The organism is Modicisalibacter muralis (assembly GCF_900102945.1).
Lineage (GTDB): Bacteria > Pseudomonadota > Gammaproteobacteria > Pseudomonadales > Halomonadaceae > Modicisalibacter > Modicisalibacter muralis.
Map to the genome: position 1 here is coordinate 14,242 of NZ_FNGI01000015.1, position 16,832 is coordinate 31,073.

The window sequence follows — 16,832 nt, forward strand, 5'->3', positions numbered from 1 at the left end:
AAAACATATGCGCAAGGTATGGCTGGCCATTGCGGTCGTGGCGGTGGTGGTTGCGGGGTATCTGGGGGCGCAGGCGTATTCCAGCCACGTTTTCGAACGCGAACTAACGGCCACCCTGAAAGCGCTGCGCGCCGACGGCCAGTGGCAGGTCGAACGCGATGACATCGAGCGTGGCTGGTTTCAGTCCCGGGGGCGTTTGCTGGTGGCTCCTGCCACCGATGACAACTGGCGTGTGGCGCTTCCCTACCAGGCTAGCCATGGTTTGCTGAGCACCGATGTCAGCGGCGCGTTGCAGGTCTATCTCAAAGAATCGTCGAGCGCCGGTGAGCGGGCGCTGTTCGGCGATCTGCTGCCGTCGGCCGAGCCACGCTGGACGGCGACCTTCGAAACCCTCGATCGACGCGTAAAAGCACGCCTTGATGCCGCCGCTTTCGAATTGGCACGTGATAGCGATCGACTGGCCTTTGGCGGCGCCTGGTTCACGCTCGCGGGGCGAGTCGGTGATATTTCGCTGCGCGGCCAGGTTGCGTCGATGCGGCTGGGCGCGGCGCAGGGTGAGATCGTCAGCGGCCCGCTGACGATCGATAGTCGTTACCAGTTCGGTAGCGCTGGGGGCTTTTATCACCAGCGTAACGAGCTGTCTCTCGAACGCCTGGAGTATCACGGCGGGCAGCGTCCTCCGATAACGCTCATCGGCTTGCATTACCGCGACGAGACGCGTCTTGCCGAGCAGTTGCGCCTGGATGCCTCCGTGTCGCTGGAAAAGGCGCTCGTTGCCGGCGAGACGCTGCTGTCCGGTAGCCTCGACATGAGCGTCGATCGGCTCGATGGCGATGCGGTGCGGCGCGTCGTCGCGCAATTGGAAGCCGCTGGCAAGAAAAGCGGTGGCGACCTTTCGGCGCTCGATGACGCTCAGCGCCAGGCGCTTGTCGAGCGCCTGGAGCCGGCGCTATTGGGCATGTTGAGCGATTCACCGCGGCTGATTCTCGAGGGCCTGACATTGACCAGTCCGATGTTCGGTTTCGATATGCGCGGGCACGGCGAACTGATCTTCGATGGCGAGAATGTCGCCGCGCTATCCGTCGATGAACTCGTTATCGACGGTGAATCCGAGGCCTGGCGCCGGCACCTGAATGGCGCATTCACCCTTTATGGCGTGCCACCGTTGGCAGCGATGCAGCTCGGTCTGCCGCCCGATACCGACACGCTGGACGTGGTCATCGAAGCCGGCGAGGTGAGTATCAACGGGCGACCCTTGCCGCCATTGTTCTAACGATCGTTCGCTGGCTCTTGAACTTGGCTCTTGAACTTGACCAAGGCCGCCCGCATTGCTCAGCACATCCCGGGCGATTCGGCCCAGCCAATATCAGGTGAACGATGAGCGAACGTGACGAAGACGTGCAGGATGCCGTGATGGACGACGGGCGCTTGACAGCGGGCGACGAGCGCTCGGAGCAGGAGAGCCAGGGATACGCTGGCGCGGTCGTGCCGACCCATGAATACCTGCCGGAACGCCTTTATCTGCTGCCCATTCACAATCGACCGTTCTTTCCCGCTCAGGTCCAGCCGCTGGTGATACATCGTCAGCGCTGGGAAGAGACCATGAAGCGGGTCGCTGACACGCCGCATCATGCGGTCGGCGTCGCCTATGTCGGCGATACCGGCATCGATGAACTCGACTACGGGCACTTTCCAACCATTGGCACTGCGGTCAAAGTGCACAAGGCGCAGGGCGAGGATCAGCAGATCCAGTTCATCGCCCAGGGCGTGCGGCGTTTTCGTATCGTGCGCTGGCTATCGAAGAAGCCGCCTTATCTGGTCGAGGTCAGCTACCCCAAGGAGCCGGTCGACGATACCGCCGATGAAGCGCGTGCCTATGCCATGGCCTTGATCAACGGCATCAAGGAGCTGCTGCCGATCAATCCGCTGTACGGCGAGGAGCTCAAGCACTACCTCAACCGCTTCAGCCCCCACGAGCCGGGCCCATTGACCGACTTCGCCGCGGCGATCACCTCGGCCAAGGGCCCTGAGCTGCAGGAGATTCTCGAGACCCTGCCGGTGATGGCGCGCATGCAGAAGGTGCTGCCGCTGCTGCGCAAGGAGATCGAGGTCGCGCAGTTGCAAAGCGAGATCAGCGAACAGGTCAACGCGCAGATGCAGGAGCGCCAGCGCGAGTTCTTCCTGCGCGAACAGCTCAAGGTCATTCAGCGCGAGCTGGGTATTTCCAAGGACGACCGCGAGAACGATGTCGATACCTTCCGCAAGCGCCTGGAAAACCTCGAGGTGCCGGAGCGGGTCATGGGGCGCATCGACGACGAGCTCGACAAGCTCTCGGTGCTCGAGACCGGCTCGCCAGAATACGGCACCACGCGTAACTATCTGGACTGGTTGACCTCCTTGCCCTGGGGGCTGACGTCCGACGATCAGCTCGACCTCAAGCATGCGCGCAAGATACTCGATCGCGACCACGATGGGCTGAACGAGGTCAAGGAGCGGATCATCGAGTTCCTCGCCGAGGGCACCTTCAAGGGCGATGTCGGCGGCTCGATCGTGATGCTGGTCGGCCCGCCGGGCGTCGGCAAGACCTCGGTGGGGCGCTCGATCGCCGAGGCGCTGGGGCGTAAGTTCTATCGCTTCTCGGTAGGCGGGATGCGCGACGAGGCCGAGATCAAGGGTCACCGGCGCACCTATATCGGCGCGATGCCCGGCAAGCTGGTGCAGGCGTTGAAGGAGGTCGAGGTCGAGAACCCGGTGATCATGCTCGACGAGATCGACAAGATGGGCCAGTCGTTCCAGGGCGATCCCGCCTCGGCGCTGCTCGAGGTGCTCGACCCGGAACAGAACGTCGACTTTCTCGATCATTATCTCGACGTGCGCCTGGATCTGTCCAAGGTGCTGTTCGTGTGCACCGCCAACCAGCTCGACACCATCCCGCCGGCGCTGCTCGATCGCATGGAGCAGATTCGTCTCTCCGGTTACATCGCCGAGGAGAAGGTGGCCATCGCCAAGCATCATCTATGGCCGAAGCTGCTCAAGCGCAACCAGATGCCCAAGAAGCGCATCAACCTCACCGAGGCGGCGCTGCGTCAGGTCATCGAGGGTTACGCTCGTGAGGCCGGGGTGCGTCAGTTGGAGAAGCAACTGCATCGCATCGTGCGCAAGGCGGCGGTGAAGCTGCTCGAAAACGACCAGCAAAGCGTCAAGGTCTCGGTCAACAACCTCGAGGAATACCTGGGCGCGCCGCTGTTCCGCAAGGAGAAGGTGCTCAAGGGCGTGGGCGTCGTCACCGGCCTGGCCTGGACCAGCATGGGGGGCACCACCTTGCCTATCGAGGCGACCAAGGTGCATGCGCTGACGCGTGGCCTGAAACTCACCGGCAAGCTCGGCGAGGTCATGCAGGAGTCGGCCAATATCGCCTACAGCTATACGCTGGGCCATCTCGATGAATACGGCGCCGATGGCGACTTCTTCAACGAGGCGTTCATTCATCTGCATGTGCCCGAGGGCGCGACGCCCAAGGATGGCCCGTCGGCCGGGGTGACCATGACCACCGCCTTGATGTCGCTGGCCAAGAATCAGCCCATCGACCGACCGTTGGCGATGACCGGTGAGCTGACCCTGACCGGGCAGGTGCTGCCGGTGGGCGGGATTCGCGAGAAGATCATCGCCGCACGACGCAGCGAGATATTCGAGCTGATCCTGCCCGACGCCAACCGCCGCGATTACGAAGAGCTGCCGGATTACCTCAAGGACGGCGTGAGCGTGCATTTCGCCCGCACCTATCGCGATGTCGCCAAGGTGGTGTTCGCTGCCTGATAACCTGCCCGGGCGGCTGGTCGGCGCTCGGGCAATCTGACAGAATCGATTGATTCCAGTCCTATCAATCGGCCAGCGGAGCCTCGCGGTTTCCTGAATGGCTAGCAGAGCTTCGAGGATCATCATGCCCGAGTATCGTTCCCGCACCACCACCGCCGGTCGCAACATGGCCGGCGCCCGCGCGCTGTGGCGCGCCACTGGCATGAAGGATGACGATTTCCACAAGCCGATCGTCGCAGTCGCCAACTCCTTCACCCAGTTCGTACCGGGGCATGTGCATCTCAAGGACATGGGCCAACTGGTGGCTCGCGAGATCGAGAAGGCCGGCGGGGTGGCCAAGGAGTTCAACACCATCGCCGTCGACGACGGCATCGCCATGGGTCACGACGGCATGCTGTACTCACTGCCGTCGCGCGACATCATCGCCGATAGCGTCGAATACATGTGCAATGCGCACTGCGCCGATGCGTTGGTGTGCATCTCCAACTGCGACAAGATTACGCCCGGCATGCTGATGGCGGCGATGCGCCTGAACATTCCGGTGATCTTCGTCTCCGGCGGGCCGATGGAAGCCGGCAAGACCAAGCTGCTAGACCACGGCCTGGACCTGGTCGATGCGATGGTCATGGCCGCCGACGACAGCGTCGACGAGGCCACGCTCAACGAGGTCGAGCGCAGCGCCTGCCCGACCTGCGGTAGCTGCTCCGGCATGTTCACCGCCAACTCGATGAACTGTCTGACCGAAGCGCTGGGCCTGGCGCTGCCGGGCAACGGCACGGTGCTGGCCACCCATGCCGATCGTCGCCGGTTGTTCGAGACCGCGGGCAGCCGCATCGTCGAACTGGCCAAGCGCTATTACGAGGGCGAAGAAGCACACCTGTTGCCGCGTGCCATCGGTTCCAAGGCGGCATTCAACAACGCCATGACCCTGGACATCGCCATGGGCGGTTCGACCAACACCATCCTGCACCTGCTGGCCGCCGCCCAGGAAGCCGAGATCGACTTTACCCTGGTCGATATCGATCGCCTGTCGCGGGAGGTGCCGCAGCTTTGCAAGGTCGCGCCCAACACCCAGAAGTATCACATCGAGGACGTCCACCGCGCCGGCGGGATCATGGCGATTCTCGGCGAGCTGGACCGTGCCGGGGTGCTCGACACCCGCGTACCGACCGTGTACGGCGATAGCCTGGCCGCGGCGCTGGACGAATGGGACATCATGCGTAACCCCAGAGAGGCGGTGGTCGAATTCTTCCGCGCCGGACCGGGCGGCGTGCCCACCCAGACAGCGTTTTCGCAGAGCGCGCGCTGGCCGAGCCTGGATGGCGACCGCGTTGGCGGCTGTATTCGCGATCTCGAGCACGCCTTCTCGCAGCAGGGCGGGCTGGCGGTGCTCCACGGCAACATCGCCGTGGATGGCTGCGTGGTCAAGACCGCCGGCGTCGACGATTCGATTCTGGTATTCGAAGGCCCGGCGCACGTGGTCGAGTCCCAGGACCAGGCGGTCGAGCACATCCTCGCCGGCGAGGTGAAGGAAGGCGCGGTGGTGGTGATCCGTTACGAAGGCCCCAAGGGCGGGCCGGGCATGCAGGAAATGCTCTACCCGACCAGTTATCTCAAATCCAAGGGCCTCGGCAAGGCCTGCGCGCTGCTCACCGACGGGCGCTTCTCGGGCGGTACCTCGGGGCTGTCGATCGGCCACGTCTCGCCCGAGGCGGCCGCGGGCGGCGCCATCGGCCTGGTCGAGCAGGGCGATACGATTCGTATCGACATACCCAACCGGCGCATCGACGTCAAACTCAGCGACGACGCTCTCGCCCAGCGCCGTGAGGCCATGCAGGCGCGCGGCAGGGCGGCCTGGAAGCCGAGCATCCAGCGCCCACGCAAGGTGACGCCGGCACTCAAAGCCTATGCGTTGCTGGCCACTTCGGCAGACAAGGGCGCGGTGCGCGATCTGTCCAAGCTGGATTGAACCGCCATGACGGGCGAGGCCCGCACCATGGCGGTGCGGGCCTCGATGAAAGTCAACCGATCCCTGTTCGTGTCAGGCCGCTTCCCTTAGCGCCTCGGGCGATTCTTCCAGCGCTTGAAGAGCGCACTCCAAGGCATACCATAATTCCAGACATTCGAGGCTTTCTTCTGAACAGCACATCGTCGATCACTCCCTAGGTGGGCCATGTTGAAAATACACGGCTAAGTATGGTTGCTTAGACCAAGGTCGACATGATGATTCTTTTAATCTTTTGTGAATAATCGATTGTCATGGCCTAACTAGTGTCGCTGCCCAGCGAAGGAAGTCACGAGCAACGAGACAAGGAGCACTCATGAAGGAAACGTTCAACGTCGGTCTGGTGGGCTATGGCTTCGCCAGCAAGACCTTTCATGCACCGTTGATCGCGGCGACACCGGGCTTGACGCTTGCCGCCGTATCGAGCCGCGATGCCGACAAGGTGCATGCCGACCTACCCAATGTCGAGGTGGATGCCACGCCGCAGGCGCTGTTCGCGCGCCGCGATATCGACCTGGTGGTCATTCCCACGCCCAACGAGACCCACTTCCCGCTGGCCAAGGCGGCATTGAGCGCCGGCAAGCATGTGGTCATCGATAAACCCTTTACCGTAACGCTGAGCGAAGGGCGACTGCTCAAGGGCCAGGCGGAGGAGGCCGGCAAGCTGCTGTCGGTTTTTCACAATCGGCGCTGGGATAGCGATTTCCTCACGGTGCGCGAGCTGCTCGCGGCCGGCACGCTGGGGCGTCTGGTGCATTTCGAATCGCATTTCGATCGTTTTCGCCCCGAGGTGAACGATCGCTGGCGCGAGCAACCCAAGCCGGGCGGTGGCGTCTGGTACGATCTCGGCCCACATTTGCTCGATCAGGCGCGCATGCTGTTCGGCATGCCGCGCAGTATCTTGCTCGATTTGCACGCGCGCCGAGACGGGGCGCAGATCGACGATGACTTCCATGCGTTGCTCGAGTACGACGGTCTGCGCGTGGTGCTGCATGGCGCCGCGCTGGTCGCGGCTGAGTCGCCTCGCTTCACCCTGCATGGCACTCGGGGCAGCTACGTGAAGTATGGCCTGGACCCCCAAGAGGAACGGCTCAAGGCGGGTGAAACGCCCGCGCCTCCGGGTGGTGAGAATAAGTGGGGTGAGGATAGCCGACACGGCATCCTGACGCTGCGCGAGGGCGAAGCCGAAGACGCGTCCTTGATCGCCCGGGAGCATGCCACCTTGCCAGGCGACTATCTGGCCTATTACGCGGGAATACGCGATGCACTGCGCGGCGAGAGCGATGGCCCGGTCGCGGTTGACGATGCGCTGGCGGTCATGCAACTGCTCGAGGCTGGTCTGGACAGCGCCCGCCAGGCGCGGTGGGTAAAAATCAATGAAAGAAGACGGCTATAAACGGCTGTAAAGCAGAACCTCGGCGAAGCGCCGAGGTTCTGGTAGATGGATAGAGAGTATAGAAAGCTAAGTTAGCCCCTTCGCTAGCGCTTACATATTTCCTTCGGGGTCGTCACCCGCGCTGGAGTCGACACCGCTACTCGGCGCCAGTTCTTCTTCCGGCAGCTCCTCGGAATCGCCTTGTGCTTCTTCAGGATCGACATCCTGTGCGGAATCCACGCCGCTGTTCGGCACCAGTTCATCCTTGGCGAGTTCATCGGTATCGCTCTGTACTTCTCCGGGGTCGACATCCTGTGCGGAATCGACGCCATCGGGCGTTGTGTCCATATCCGCGGAATCTTGCGCGACGTCCCCGGAATCCTGTGCGACAGCCATGCCGGAAAAGGCAAGCAGTGACGCTAATATCAGGGAGGTTAAAGGCAATCCTTTCATGTGCATCTCCTTGGGTTGCTAATCCAGTGCTCGCTTTCACCCGCGACCAAGGATTATGAATCCTGTACAAACCCTAGACGTTGGTTCGCTATCACGCAAACCGGCCCTCGCCGCTTACCACCAGTCGATTTTCTGGCGCTGGTTGCGTAGTTTCTCGCGGGCGATGAACAGTGCCGCGATGGCGCGGCCCTCGTGAAACTCCTCGTGGGCCAGCAATGCCGGTATCTCGTCCAGCGCATGCGTCTCGACGATCAGCGGTTCCGGTTCGTCGCCGGGCAGGCGTTTGTCGTAAAGGTCGCTGGCCAGCAGCACATGCATGCGATGGTTCATGTAGTTGGGGGCCAGTGACAATTCCACCAGCGGCTCGATGCTGTTGGCGCCGACGCCGCACTCTTCCATCAGTTCGCGGTTGGCGGCGGTAACGATGTCTTCGCCGGGGTCGACCAGGCCCTTGGGCAAGGTCAGTACATAGTCGTCGAAACCGGCCGCGTACTCACGGATCAGCAGGACATGCTCGGGGTCGGGCATGGCGACGATCATCACCGCCCCGTGGCCACCGCCCTTGAGACGCTCGAAGGTACGCTCGGCACCATTAGCGAAGCGCAACTCCAACTGTTCGATGGTGAATAGCCGGCTGCGTGCGATCTCCTTGCGCTCGAGAATGCTGGGTTTGCGGGGAAGCGTTGGCGGCATGGCAGGCGTATCCATTACACTGGGAGTCATTGATACCCACTCTTTTACCATCGCTGTGGAGCCCTTGGCCAATGATCGATTGGCGTGCCATCGACACCGTGCTTCTCGACATGGACGGCACCCTGCTGGACCTGCATTTCGACAGTCACTTCTGGCTCGAACACTTGCCGCGCCGTTATGGCGAATTGCATCGCCTCGACGAAGCCACCCAGGACGAACTGCGCGCGCGAATCATCCGTGAGCAGGGTACTCTCAACTGGTACAGCCTGGCCTATTGGAGTCGTGAACTAGGGGTGGATATCGTTGCCTTGAAACGCGAAGTGCAGCATCTGATCGGCCTACGCGGCGATGCACTGGATTTTCTGCAATGGCTCAAACGTGCCCACCCGCGCGTGGTGCTGGCGACCAATGCCGATCGTGAAAGCCTGGGGCTTAAGCTGCCGTTGACCGGACTTGACGACTATCTCGACGCCATCGTCTCGTCCGCCGATCTGGGCGTGCCGAAGGAGGCGCAGGAGTTCTGGTTCGCGTTGCAGGAAATCGAGCCCTTCAATCCCGCGCGCACTCTGTTCATCGACGACAACCCGGCGGTGCTGGAGAGCGCCCGGGAATATGGCATTCGGCATTTGCTGGGTATCAGAAAGCCCGACAGCACGCGTCCCGAGCGTGAACTCGAGGAGTTTATTGCCCTCGATCGCTTCGCGGCGCTACTGCCAGCCGAGCGTCCATCAATCTAACCGACTGAACTGACTGTATTGAATCGCCGAGGTTTATGGATAGCGTACGTATCGACAAATGGCTATGGGCGGCGCGCTTCTTCAAGACTCGTGCCCTGGCCAAGAAAGCCATCGAAGGCGGCAAGGTTGAGTATGATGGCGCGCGGGTCAAGACCAGCAAAACGGTCGAAACAGGCGCGCTGATCAAGGTGCCGCAGGGTTGGGATGTTTGGGAAGTCGAAGTGCTGGCGGTTTCCAGCCAGCGGCGCGGGGCTCCCGAAGCCCGTGAGCTCTATCGCGAAACACCACGGAGCCAAGCCCGCCGCGAGCGTGAAACTGAAAGCCGCCGCCTGGCCAATCAAGCCATGACGGCGCCCCACGGGCGGCCCGACAAGAAACAACGTCGCGATATTCAGCGTTTCCAGCGTCAGCGGCCCGAGGAATAGATAGAAGAGCCCTTCGGGCTGAAGAAAGAAGTCGGAAGAGAGAAGAAGGAAGAGAAGAAAAGTAACCTGGGCCGAGGGAGACTGGGTTTTTTCTTCAAGGCGCGAAGCGCCGTTCTTCCAGCTTCCAGCCGCGTAGCGGCGCTCTTCCAGCTTGCATCAGCGTCGTACTTCAATTCTAGAATTCGAGCATTCCATGACCGACCAGATCCAGCGTTTCCTGTTCGACGATACCAACGTGCGTGGCGAGATCGTTAGTCTCGATAACGCTTACGCTGACGTGCTTGGCAAACAGGCCTATCCGCCGGCGGTGGCGCGCCAACTCGGCGAGCTGCTCGCCGCCGTGGCGCTGCTGACCGAAACCGTCAAGCTCGATGGCACCCTGAGTATCGAGGTGCGCGGCCAGGGCCCGCTCGGCTTGCTGATGGCCGAATCCAATCCCGGCGGCGAGTTGCGCGGCATCGCGCGGCTCGATGAAGACGCGGCACTGCCCGCCGATGATGCCTCGTTCAAGGCACTGATCGGTGACGGCAAGATCGTGATTACCATCGATCCGCGTGGAGGCAACCGCTATCAGGGCATCGTGGCGCTGGATGGCGATACGCTGGCGACGTGTCTCGAGGCCTATTTCGAGCGCTCCGAGCAACTCGCCACCCGGTTGTGGCTGGCCGCCGACGGTCGGCGTGCCGCCGGCCTACTGCTCCAGCAATTGCCGAATGACGACAGCAACGTCGATCCGGATGCCTGGGACCGCCTGGTTTCGCTGGCGAGCACGGTATCTCGTGAGGATCTGCTTGGGCTCGAACAGCGTGAGCTGCTTTATCGCCTCTATCACGAGGAGACCGTGCGTGTCTTCGACCCCAAGGCGTTGCGTTTCGGCTGTACCTGCTCGCGCGAGCGTATCGTCGGCGCGTTGCTCGGCCTGGGCGAGGTGGAACTGCGCGAGATTCTCGCGGAGCAACAGGCGCTGGATACCCAGTGCCACTTCTGCAATACCCGCTACCATTTTAGTGCGGCCGAAATCGAGGCGCTGATCGACTCACCCGATAATCCGGCGCCGACACTGCACTGAGCGGTCGCCATCGGTCGCTTGAAGCTGAGCCTTCTCATCGGCGGCGGGGGAGAAAAGGCAGCGTTTTCCGGGCAAGCACTTTTTGCCATAATGGCGACCCCGCGCGCCGGATTTTCGCAAGCGTTCATGACAATTGAATGGAATTCTTGCCAGAGTTTGTACAAGAGGCGAATACCGCCCAGGCTAAGCGGGAAAAACGCGACACGCCTTTGGCTAACGAGAGAGAAGCGGCCCGCGGGCCCCAGGACACCATAATGACCACGAACCAAGCTGCTCCCCAAGTGGCGACCGAGCGTCGCGCCGCGAAGATTCATACCAACCTGTCGGCCTGCGAATTGATCGAACGCGCCCTGGAACGCGGCGAAGGGCGTCTCGCCGACAATGGCGCGCTGGTAGTGAATACCGGTAAGCGCACCGGGCGCTCGCCGGCGGATCGCTTCATCGTCGATGAGCCCTCCACGGCCGAGTTGATCGATTGGGGCAGCGTCAACCGGCCCTTCGATGCCGAGCGTTTCGACGCCCTGTGGGAGCGTGTCGAGGATTACCTGGCCGAGGGCGACAGCTTCGTCAGCGAGCTGCACGTGGGTGCCGATCCCGAGCACTATCTGCCGATTCGCGTGATCACCGAAACCGCCTGGCACAACCTGTTCGGACGGACCATGTTCGTGCGCCCCGGGAGCTTCAATCCCAAGGGCAAGAACGAGTGGACGATTCTCAACGCACCGCACTTCACCTGCGACCCCCAGCGTGACGGCACCAACTCCGATGGCGTGGTGATCCTCAATTTCGCGCGCCGCCGGGTGTTGCTCGCGGGCATGCGTTACGCCGGCGAGATGAAAAAGGCGATGTTCTCGGTGCAGAACTTCCTGTTGCCCGAAAAGGACGTGCTGCCGATGCATTGCAGCGCCAACGTGGGTGAAGACGGCGAAACCACGCTGTTCTTCGGCCTGTCCGGCACCGGCAAGACCACGCTGTCCGCCGATCCATCGCGCTACCTGATTGGCGATGACGAACACGGCTGGGGCGAGGGTACGGTATTCAACATCGAGGGCGGTTGCTACGCCAAGTGCATCGACCTGTCCGAGAAGAACGAGCCGGTGATCTGGAACGCCATTCGCTTTGGTGCCGTGCTCGAAAACGTGGTGCTCGACGACCGTCGCGGCGCGGATTACGCTGACGACGGCCTGACCCAGAACTCACGCGCCGCCTATCCGCTCGAACACATCGACAAGCGTGTCGACGAGAACCGCGCCGGCGAGCCCAACGCGATCATCTTCCTGACCTGCGACATGAGCGGCGTACTGCCACCGGTATCGATACTCTCCAAGGAAGCCGCCGCCTATCATTTCCTGTCGGGCTACACCGCCAAGGTCGGCTCCACCGAGATGGGTTCCTCGGCGGGACTGGAAGCGACGTTCTCGACCTGTTTCGGTGCGCCGTTCTTCCCGCGCCCGGCGCGTGAATACGCCGATCTACTGATCAAGCGCATCGACGGCTTCGGCTCGCGCGTCTACCTGGTCAACACCGGCTGGACCGGCGGTGCCTATGGCCATGGCGGCAGCCGCTTCAGCATACCCACCACGCGCGGCATCATCGCTGCCATTCAGTCCGGTGCGCTGAAGGACGTCGAAACGCAGCACATCGACGGGCTCAATCTGGATGTGCCGCTGGCGGTGCCAGGAGTCGATTCCAACCTGCTCAGCCCGCGCGATACCTGGCAGGATCCTGACGAGTACGATCGCCAAATGCGCGACCTAGTGGCCAAGTTCGTCAATAATTTCGAGAAGTTCGCCGGCGTCGACGAAGCGATTGTCGCGGCGGGGCCGTCGTTGGACTGACCCAACGCGAGCTGCGAACGCTTTGGCGTCAGCGACGTCCAACGGGGGAGCACCACTCGGTGGCTCCCCCGTTTTGCGTGGGGCGTATGCGGGCATCCAATGGCTCCGCCACTGCGTATAACGCTGACAACCGTTTGCAAGCTCACGACGCGCGTCGTGTCGAACCCTGGAGAACCGTCATGCAACGACGTCACTTTTTGGGCCTGCTGGGCGCCGGTGGATTGGCCGGGTTGCTACCCGGTGTCGCCGCGGCCCGACCCAAGCTCGAACTCACCGCTGCGTCGGATATCGAGCCATTGGAACTGAGCGAGGAGCAATGGCGCGAGCGCCTCACGGCGGAGCAATTCCATATTCTGCGCGAGGCTGGCACCGAATCCGCCGGCAGTAGCCCATTGAATGCGGAGAAACGCAAGGGTGAATACCGCTGTGCGGGTTGCGACCTGCCACTGTTCTCCAGCGAGACCAAGTACGATTCCGGTACCGGCTGGCCGAGCTTCTACGCCCATATCGAAGGGCACCTGCTCAGCGAGCTCGACTTCGTGCTGCTGTTCCCGCGAACCGAATATCACTGCGCGCGCTGCGGCGGGCATCAGGGCCATATCTTCGAGGACGGCCCCGAACCCACCGGCCTGCGCTGGTGCAATAACGGCCTGGCGTTGACCTTCGTGCCTGCCTGAGCCGTCATGCGCGGAACCCCTCGATGATATGACTGGCCAGGCAATCGATGACCGGCGATTGTGCCTGTGGCGTGCGCAGCAGCACGATCGATGAATCGGGCAGCGGCGGGAAACCGTCGGCCTCGCCAAGAATGCGCATGCCCGGCACGACCAGGCTCTTCATCCAGGCCGATACGGCCAGCCCCGCGCCGACCACGGCTTGCAGCGTCGCCAGGCTCGGGCTGCTGTAGGCGACGCGGTATTGGCGCCCGGCGCGCGCCAGCGCGTTGCAGGCATGTCGCCGACAGAAGCAGGGTTCGTCGAACAGCGCTAGCGGCAGCGGGTCCTGCTGGTAGGGGGCATGGCTATCGGCCACCACCCATACCGTGGCGTCCTGGCGCAGAATCTCGCCGATTTCGTGACCGACTTCGCGGGTCACGATGCTCAAATCCAGGCTGCCGTCCTGGCGCGACAGCAATTGCGACGAGGGTTCGCAATGCACCTCGATATCGATCATCGGCCAGGCCTGGGAAAACGACTTGAGGATGCCCGGCAAAAAGCGCATCACATAGTCGTCGGGCACGCCGATTCTGACTCGCCCCACCATATCCGGCTGGCGCAGTACATTGAGCGCTTCGCCGTGCAACTCGAGTATGCGCCGCGCATAGCCGAGCAGGGTGTTGCCCTCGCTGGTCAGATGCATCAAACGGCCGTTGCGCTCGAACAACGGGCGCTGGATCACGTCTTCCTCGAGTCGCTTGATCTGCATGCTGACCGCCGACTGGGTGCGATTGACGGCCTGTGCGGCGCGGGTGAAGCCGCCATGATCGGCGATGGCGACGAAGGTGCGCAGCAGTTCGTGATCGATGGTCTGAAACATGTCGGGTTCCATCAGTTGATTTGATGTTTTGTATCAGAAACATTCGTTGGATTGATTTTAGACCGAGGCCGACACTTCCTCCACTGAACGTAAGTTGAACTCATGTGAGGGAGCAGTCATGGCTTTATTCAATGCTTCAATCAATGCCGTATCGAAAGCCCTTTCAGGTTCCTTGGTGAACGCGGGTGCTCATGGCGCTGAACTCGATGTCCGTGGCGCCGAGGTCGAAAAGCGCCTGGGCTGGGCCCGCCGCGTCTGGACGCGCATCCAGCGCTGGCAGCAACTGCATCATGAGCGCCGGCAGCTTTGGCGGCTCAGCGATGCGATGCTCAAGGATATCGGCCTGTCGCGCGCCGATGTCTCGCGGGAGGCGAGTCGCCCGTTCTGGGACGATGTCGGCTGGCGTCGCTGAGTGAACCATGCCCGCCGCTGCGCCCACGGCGGGCTTTATGATACCTTGTCGCGAACTTTTGTCGTTTGATCGCCAAGGATTCCATGGACGCACAGACACAGATAACCCAGCGCCTCGCCGAAGAACTCGCCGTTCGCCCCAATCAGGTGGCGGCGGCGGTGGAACTGCTCGATGGCGGTGCCACCGTGCCCTTTATCTCTCGCTATCGTAAGGAAGTCACCGGCGGTCTCGACGATAGCCAGTTGCGTTCGCTGGAAGAGCGGCTGCGCTATCTGCGTGAACTGGAGGAGCGCCGCGAGGCGGTGCTCGCCAGTATCGACGAGCAGGGCAAGCTCAGCGATGAACTCGCCGCGCTGATTCGCGAGGCCGATACCAAGCAGCGCTTGGAAGACTTGTACCTGCCGTACAAGAAGAAGCGCCGCACCAAGGCGCAGATAGCTCGCGAGGCAGGGCTCGAACCGCTCGCCGATGCGCTGCTTGGCGATCCGACGCTGGACCCGCAGGCCATCGCCGCCGGCTACGTCGATGCCGACAAGGGGGTGGGGGATGCCAAGGCGGCGCTCGACGGCGCCAAGCAGATACTCATGGAGCGTTTCGCCGAGGATGCCGAACTGGTCGGCCGATTGCGCGGGCGCTTGTGGGACGAAGGGCTGCTCAGCGCGCGGGTGATCGATGGCAAGCAGCAGGAGGGCGCCAAGTTCGCCGATTATTTCGAGCACGACGAGCGATTGGCCAAGGTGCCATCGCACCGTGCGCTGGCGATGTTTCGTGGTCGCAACGAAGGCGTGCTGGGTCTGGCGATCAAGTTGCCGGGCGAGGACGAGGCGCCGATTCATCCCGCCGAGGTCGCCATCGCGCGGCATTTTTCCATCGATCTCGCAAGCGACGGCCGCGCGGCGGATCGCTGGCTGCGCGAAGTGGTGCGCTGGACCTGGCGGGTCAAGCTCTACACGCATATCGAGACCGAGTTGATGGGGCAGCTGCGCGAGCGCGCCGAACTCGAGGCGATCGGCGTGTTCGCCGCCAACCTCGAGGATCTGTTGTTGGCCGCGCCCGCCGGGCCCAAGGCCACGCTGGCGCTGGACCCCGGCCTTCGCACCGGCTGCAAGATCGCGGTGGTCGATGCCACCGGCCAGTTTCTCGATCACGCCGTCATCTATCCGCATGCCCCGCAAAAGCGCTGGGACGAGGCGCTGGCGACGCTGGCCAAGCTGGTCGAGAAGCACGATGTGACACTGATCGCCATCGGCAACGGCACCGCCAGCCGCGAGAGCGACAAGCTGGCCGGCGAACTGGTTAAAAGGCTGGCGCCACGCAAGCTAGCCAAGGTCATGGTCAGCGAGGCCGGGGCTTCGGTGTATTCGGCATCGGAGCTTGCCGCCAGGGAGTTTCCCGATCTCGACGTGACCATCCGTGGCGCGGTGTCCATTGCCCGGCGCTTGCAGGACCCGCTGGCCGAACTGGTCAAGATCGAGCCCAAGTCGATCGGCGTGGGCCAGTACCAGCACGACGTTTCGCAATTGCAGCTCTCTCGCAGTCTGGAAGCGGTAATCGAGGATTGCGTCAACGCCGTGGGGGTGGATCTCAACATGGCATCGGGCGCGCTGCTGGCGCGGGTTTCCGGGCTCACCCCGGCCCTGGCCGAGAATATCGTCCTGCGGCGTAATGCCGAGGGGCCGTTTCGCAACCGTCGTGAGTTGCTCGAGGTCGGCCGACTTGGGCCGCGCACCTTCGAGCAGTGCGCCGGTTTCCTGCGCATCATGAACGGTGACAATCCGCTCGATGCCAGCGCGGTGCATCCCGAAGCCTATCCGGTGGTGGCGCGCATCGCCGAGCGAGGCGGGCGTGAGCTTGCCAGCCTGATCGGCGACGGTGCCTTCCTCAAGACCCTCAAGCCCGCCGACTATGTCGACGACACCTTCGGCGTGCCGACGGTCAGTGACATTCTCAAGGAGCTCGACAAGCCCGGGCGGGACCCGCGCCCCGAGTTTCGTGCCGCCGAGTTTCGCGAGGGCGTCGAGAAGCTCAGCGACCTGGAGCCGGGCATGATCCTCGAAGGCACGGTGACCAACGTCACTCACTTCGGCGCCTTCGTCGATGTCGGCGTGCACCAGGATGGCCTGGTGCATATCTCGGCGCTCTCCGACAAGTTCGTCGACGACCCGCGCCAGGTGGTCAAGGCCGGTGATATCGTCAAGGTCAAGGTCATGGAAGTCGACATCGAGCGCAAGCGGATCGGCATGTCGATGCGTTTGAGTGACGACCCCGAGGCACGCGGTGGCAAGTCGACCGCTGGCAAGGGCCATAGAAATGCTGGGCGCGACAAGCCGCGGCGGCATGATGGTAGCAATGGAGGGCGCGGCAATGCAGAGCGTGGCGCCCGATCGCAAGGCGGCCAGATGGGCGCCTTGGGCGAGGCGTTGTTGAAAGCCCGCAAGAAAAGCTAAGAGCGTGCGAAACCGTTAGTCTTGAA

General features: G+C 62.7%; 14 protein-coding genes. 11 read left to right on the top strand and 3 right to left on the bottom strand.

The window, feature by feature from the left end; all coding sequences use genetic code 11:
• Nucleotides 1-7: 7 nt before the first annotated feature.
• From BLR92_RS18475 to BLR92_RS18490, 4 genes are all read left to right on the top strand, one after another.
• On the top strand, nt 8-1,273 hold the full coding sequence (locus BLR92_RS18475; protein ID WP_089730759.1) for a DUF945 family protein: 1,266 nt from the start codon (nt 8-10) through the stop codon (nt 1,271-1,273).
• 104 nt (nt 1,274-1,377) lie between these two features.
• Nucleotides 1,378-3,816 (top strand): endopeptidase La, encoded by a 2,439-nt coding sequence (lon, locus tag BLR92_RS18480; protein WP_089730760.1) that lies wholly within the window; start codon nt 1,378-1,380, stop codon nt 3,814-3,816.
• Between the two features lie 124 nt (nt 3,817-3,940).
• Nucleotides 3,941-5,785, top strand: a complete 1,845-nt coding sequence (gene ilvD / locus BLR92_RS18485; protein WP_089730761.1) for a dihydroxy-acid dehydratase — start codon at nt 3,941-3,943, stop codon at nt 5,783-5,785.
• 352 nt (nt 5,786-6,137) lie between these two features.
• Nucleotides 6,138-7,217, top strand: a complete 1,080-nt coding sequence (locus BLR92_RS18490; protein WP_089730762.1) for an oxidoreductase — start codon at nt 6,138-6,140, stop codon at nt 7,215-7,217.
• 90 nt (nt 7,218-7,307) lie between these two features.
• On the opposite strand, the gene BLR92_RS18495 is transcribed toward BLR92_RS18490, so the two are convergent.
• Together BLR92_RS18495 and nudE are read right to left on the bottom strand one after the other, a co-directional pair.
• Nucleotides 7,308-7,649, bottom strand: a complete 342-nt coding sequence (locus tag BLR92_RS18495) for a hypothetical protein (RefSeq protein ID WP_139171622.1) — start codon at nt 7,647-7,649, stop codon at nt 7,308-7,310.
• 114 nt (nt 7,650-7,763) lie between these two features.
• A complete protein-coding gene (nudE, locus tag BLR92_RS18500; protein ID WP_089730764.1) occupies nt 7,764-8,372 on the bottom strand; it encodes an ADP compounds hydrolase NudE in 609 nt (202 codons plus the stop codon).
• 41 nt (nt 8,373-8,413) lie between these two features.
• Between nudE and yrfG the strand changes: the two genes are divergently transcribed.
• From yrfG to msrB, 5 genes are all read left to right on the top strand, one after another.
• Nucleotides 8,414-9,079: a GMP/IMP nucleotidase gene (gene yrfG / locus BLR92_RS18505; RefSeq protein WP_089730765.1), complete on the top strand. Its 666-nt coding sequence runs from the start codon at nt 8,414-8,416 to the stop codon at nt 9,077-9,079.
• Between the two features lie 35 nt (nt 9,080-9,114).
• Complete coding sequence (locus BLR92_RS18510) at nt 9,115-9,504, top strand: RNA-binding S4 domain-containing protein (RefSeq protein ID WP_089730766.1); 390 nt, start codon at nt 9,115-9,117, stop codon at nt 9,502-9,504.
• Between the two features lie 193 nt (nt 9,505-9,697).
• Nucleotides 9,698-10,573 carry an Hsp33 family molecular chaperone HslO gene (hslO, locus tag BLR92_RS18515; protein WP_089730767.1) on the top strand — a complete coding sequence of 292 codons (876 nt, stop codon included), beginning with the start codon at nt 9,698-9,700 and terminating at the stop codon, nt 10,571-10,573.
• 254 nt (nt 10,574-10,827) lie between these two features.
• Complete coding sequence (locus tag BLR92_RS18520; protein WP_089730768.1) at nt 10,828-12,411, top strand: phosphoenolpyruvate carboxykinase; 1,584 nt, start codon at nt 10,828-10,830, stop codon at nt 12,409-12,411.
• A gap of 179 nt (nt 12,412-12,590) precedes the next feature.
• The gene (msrB, locus tag BLR92_RS18525) at nt 12,591-13,088 is read left to right on the top strand and encodes a peptide-methionine (R)-S-oxide reductase MsrB (RefSeq protein ID WP_089730769.1); all 498 of its coding nucleotides are present in this window, start codon (nt 12,591-12,593) and stop codon (nt 13,086-13,088) included.
• A gap of 4 nt (nt 13,089-13,092) precedes the next feature.
• Here the strand turns inward: msrB and BLR92_RS18530 are convergent, their stop codons facing one another.
• A complete protein-coding gene (locus tag BLR92_RS18530) occupies nt 13,093-13,947 on the bottom strand; it encodes a LysR substrate-binding domain-containing protein (RefSeq protein ID WP_089730770.1) in 855 nt (284 codons plus the stop codon).
• Between the two features lie 118 nt (nt 13,948-14,065).
• Here BLR92_RS18530 and BLR92_RS18535 point away from each other — a divergent pair, with 118 nt between their 5' ends.
• The gene (locus BLR92_RS18535) at nt 14,066-14,359 is read left to right on the top strand and encodes a DUF1127 domain-containing protein (RefSeq protein WP_089730771.1); all 294 of its coding nucleotides are present in this window, start codon (nt 14,066-14,068) and stop codon (nt 14,357-14,359) included.
• A gap of 83 nt (nt 14,360-14,442) precedes the next feature.
• Entirely contained in the window at nt 14,443-16,806 is a 2,364-nt protein-coding gene (locus tag BLR92_RS18540; protein WP_089730772.1) for a Tex family protein, read from the top strand.
• The last annotated feature ends 26 nt before the right edge of the window (nt 16,807-16,832 follow it).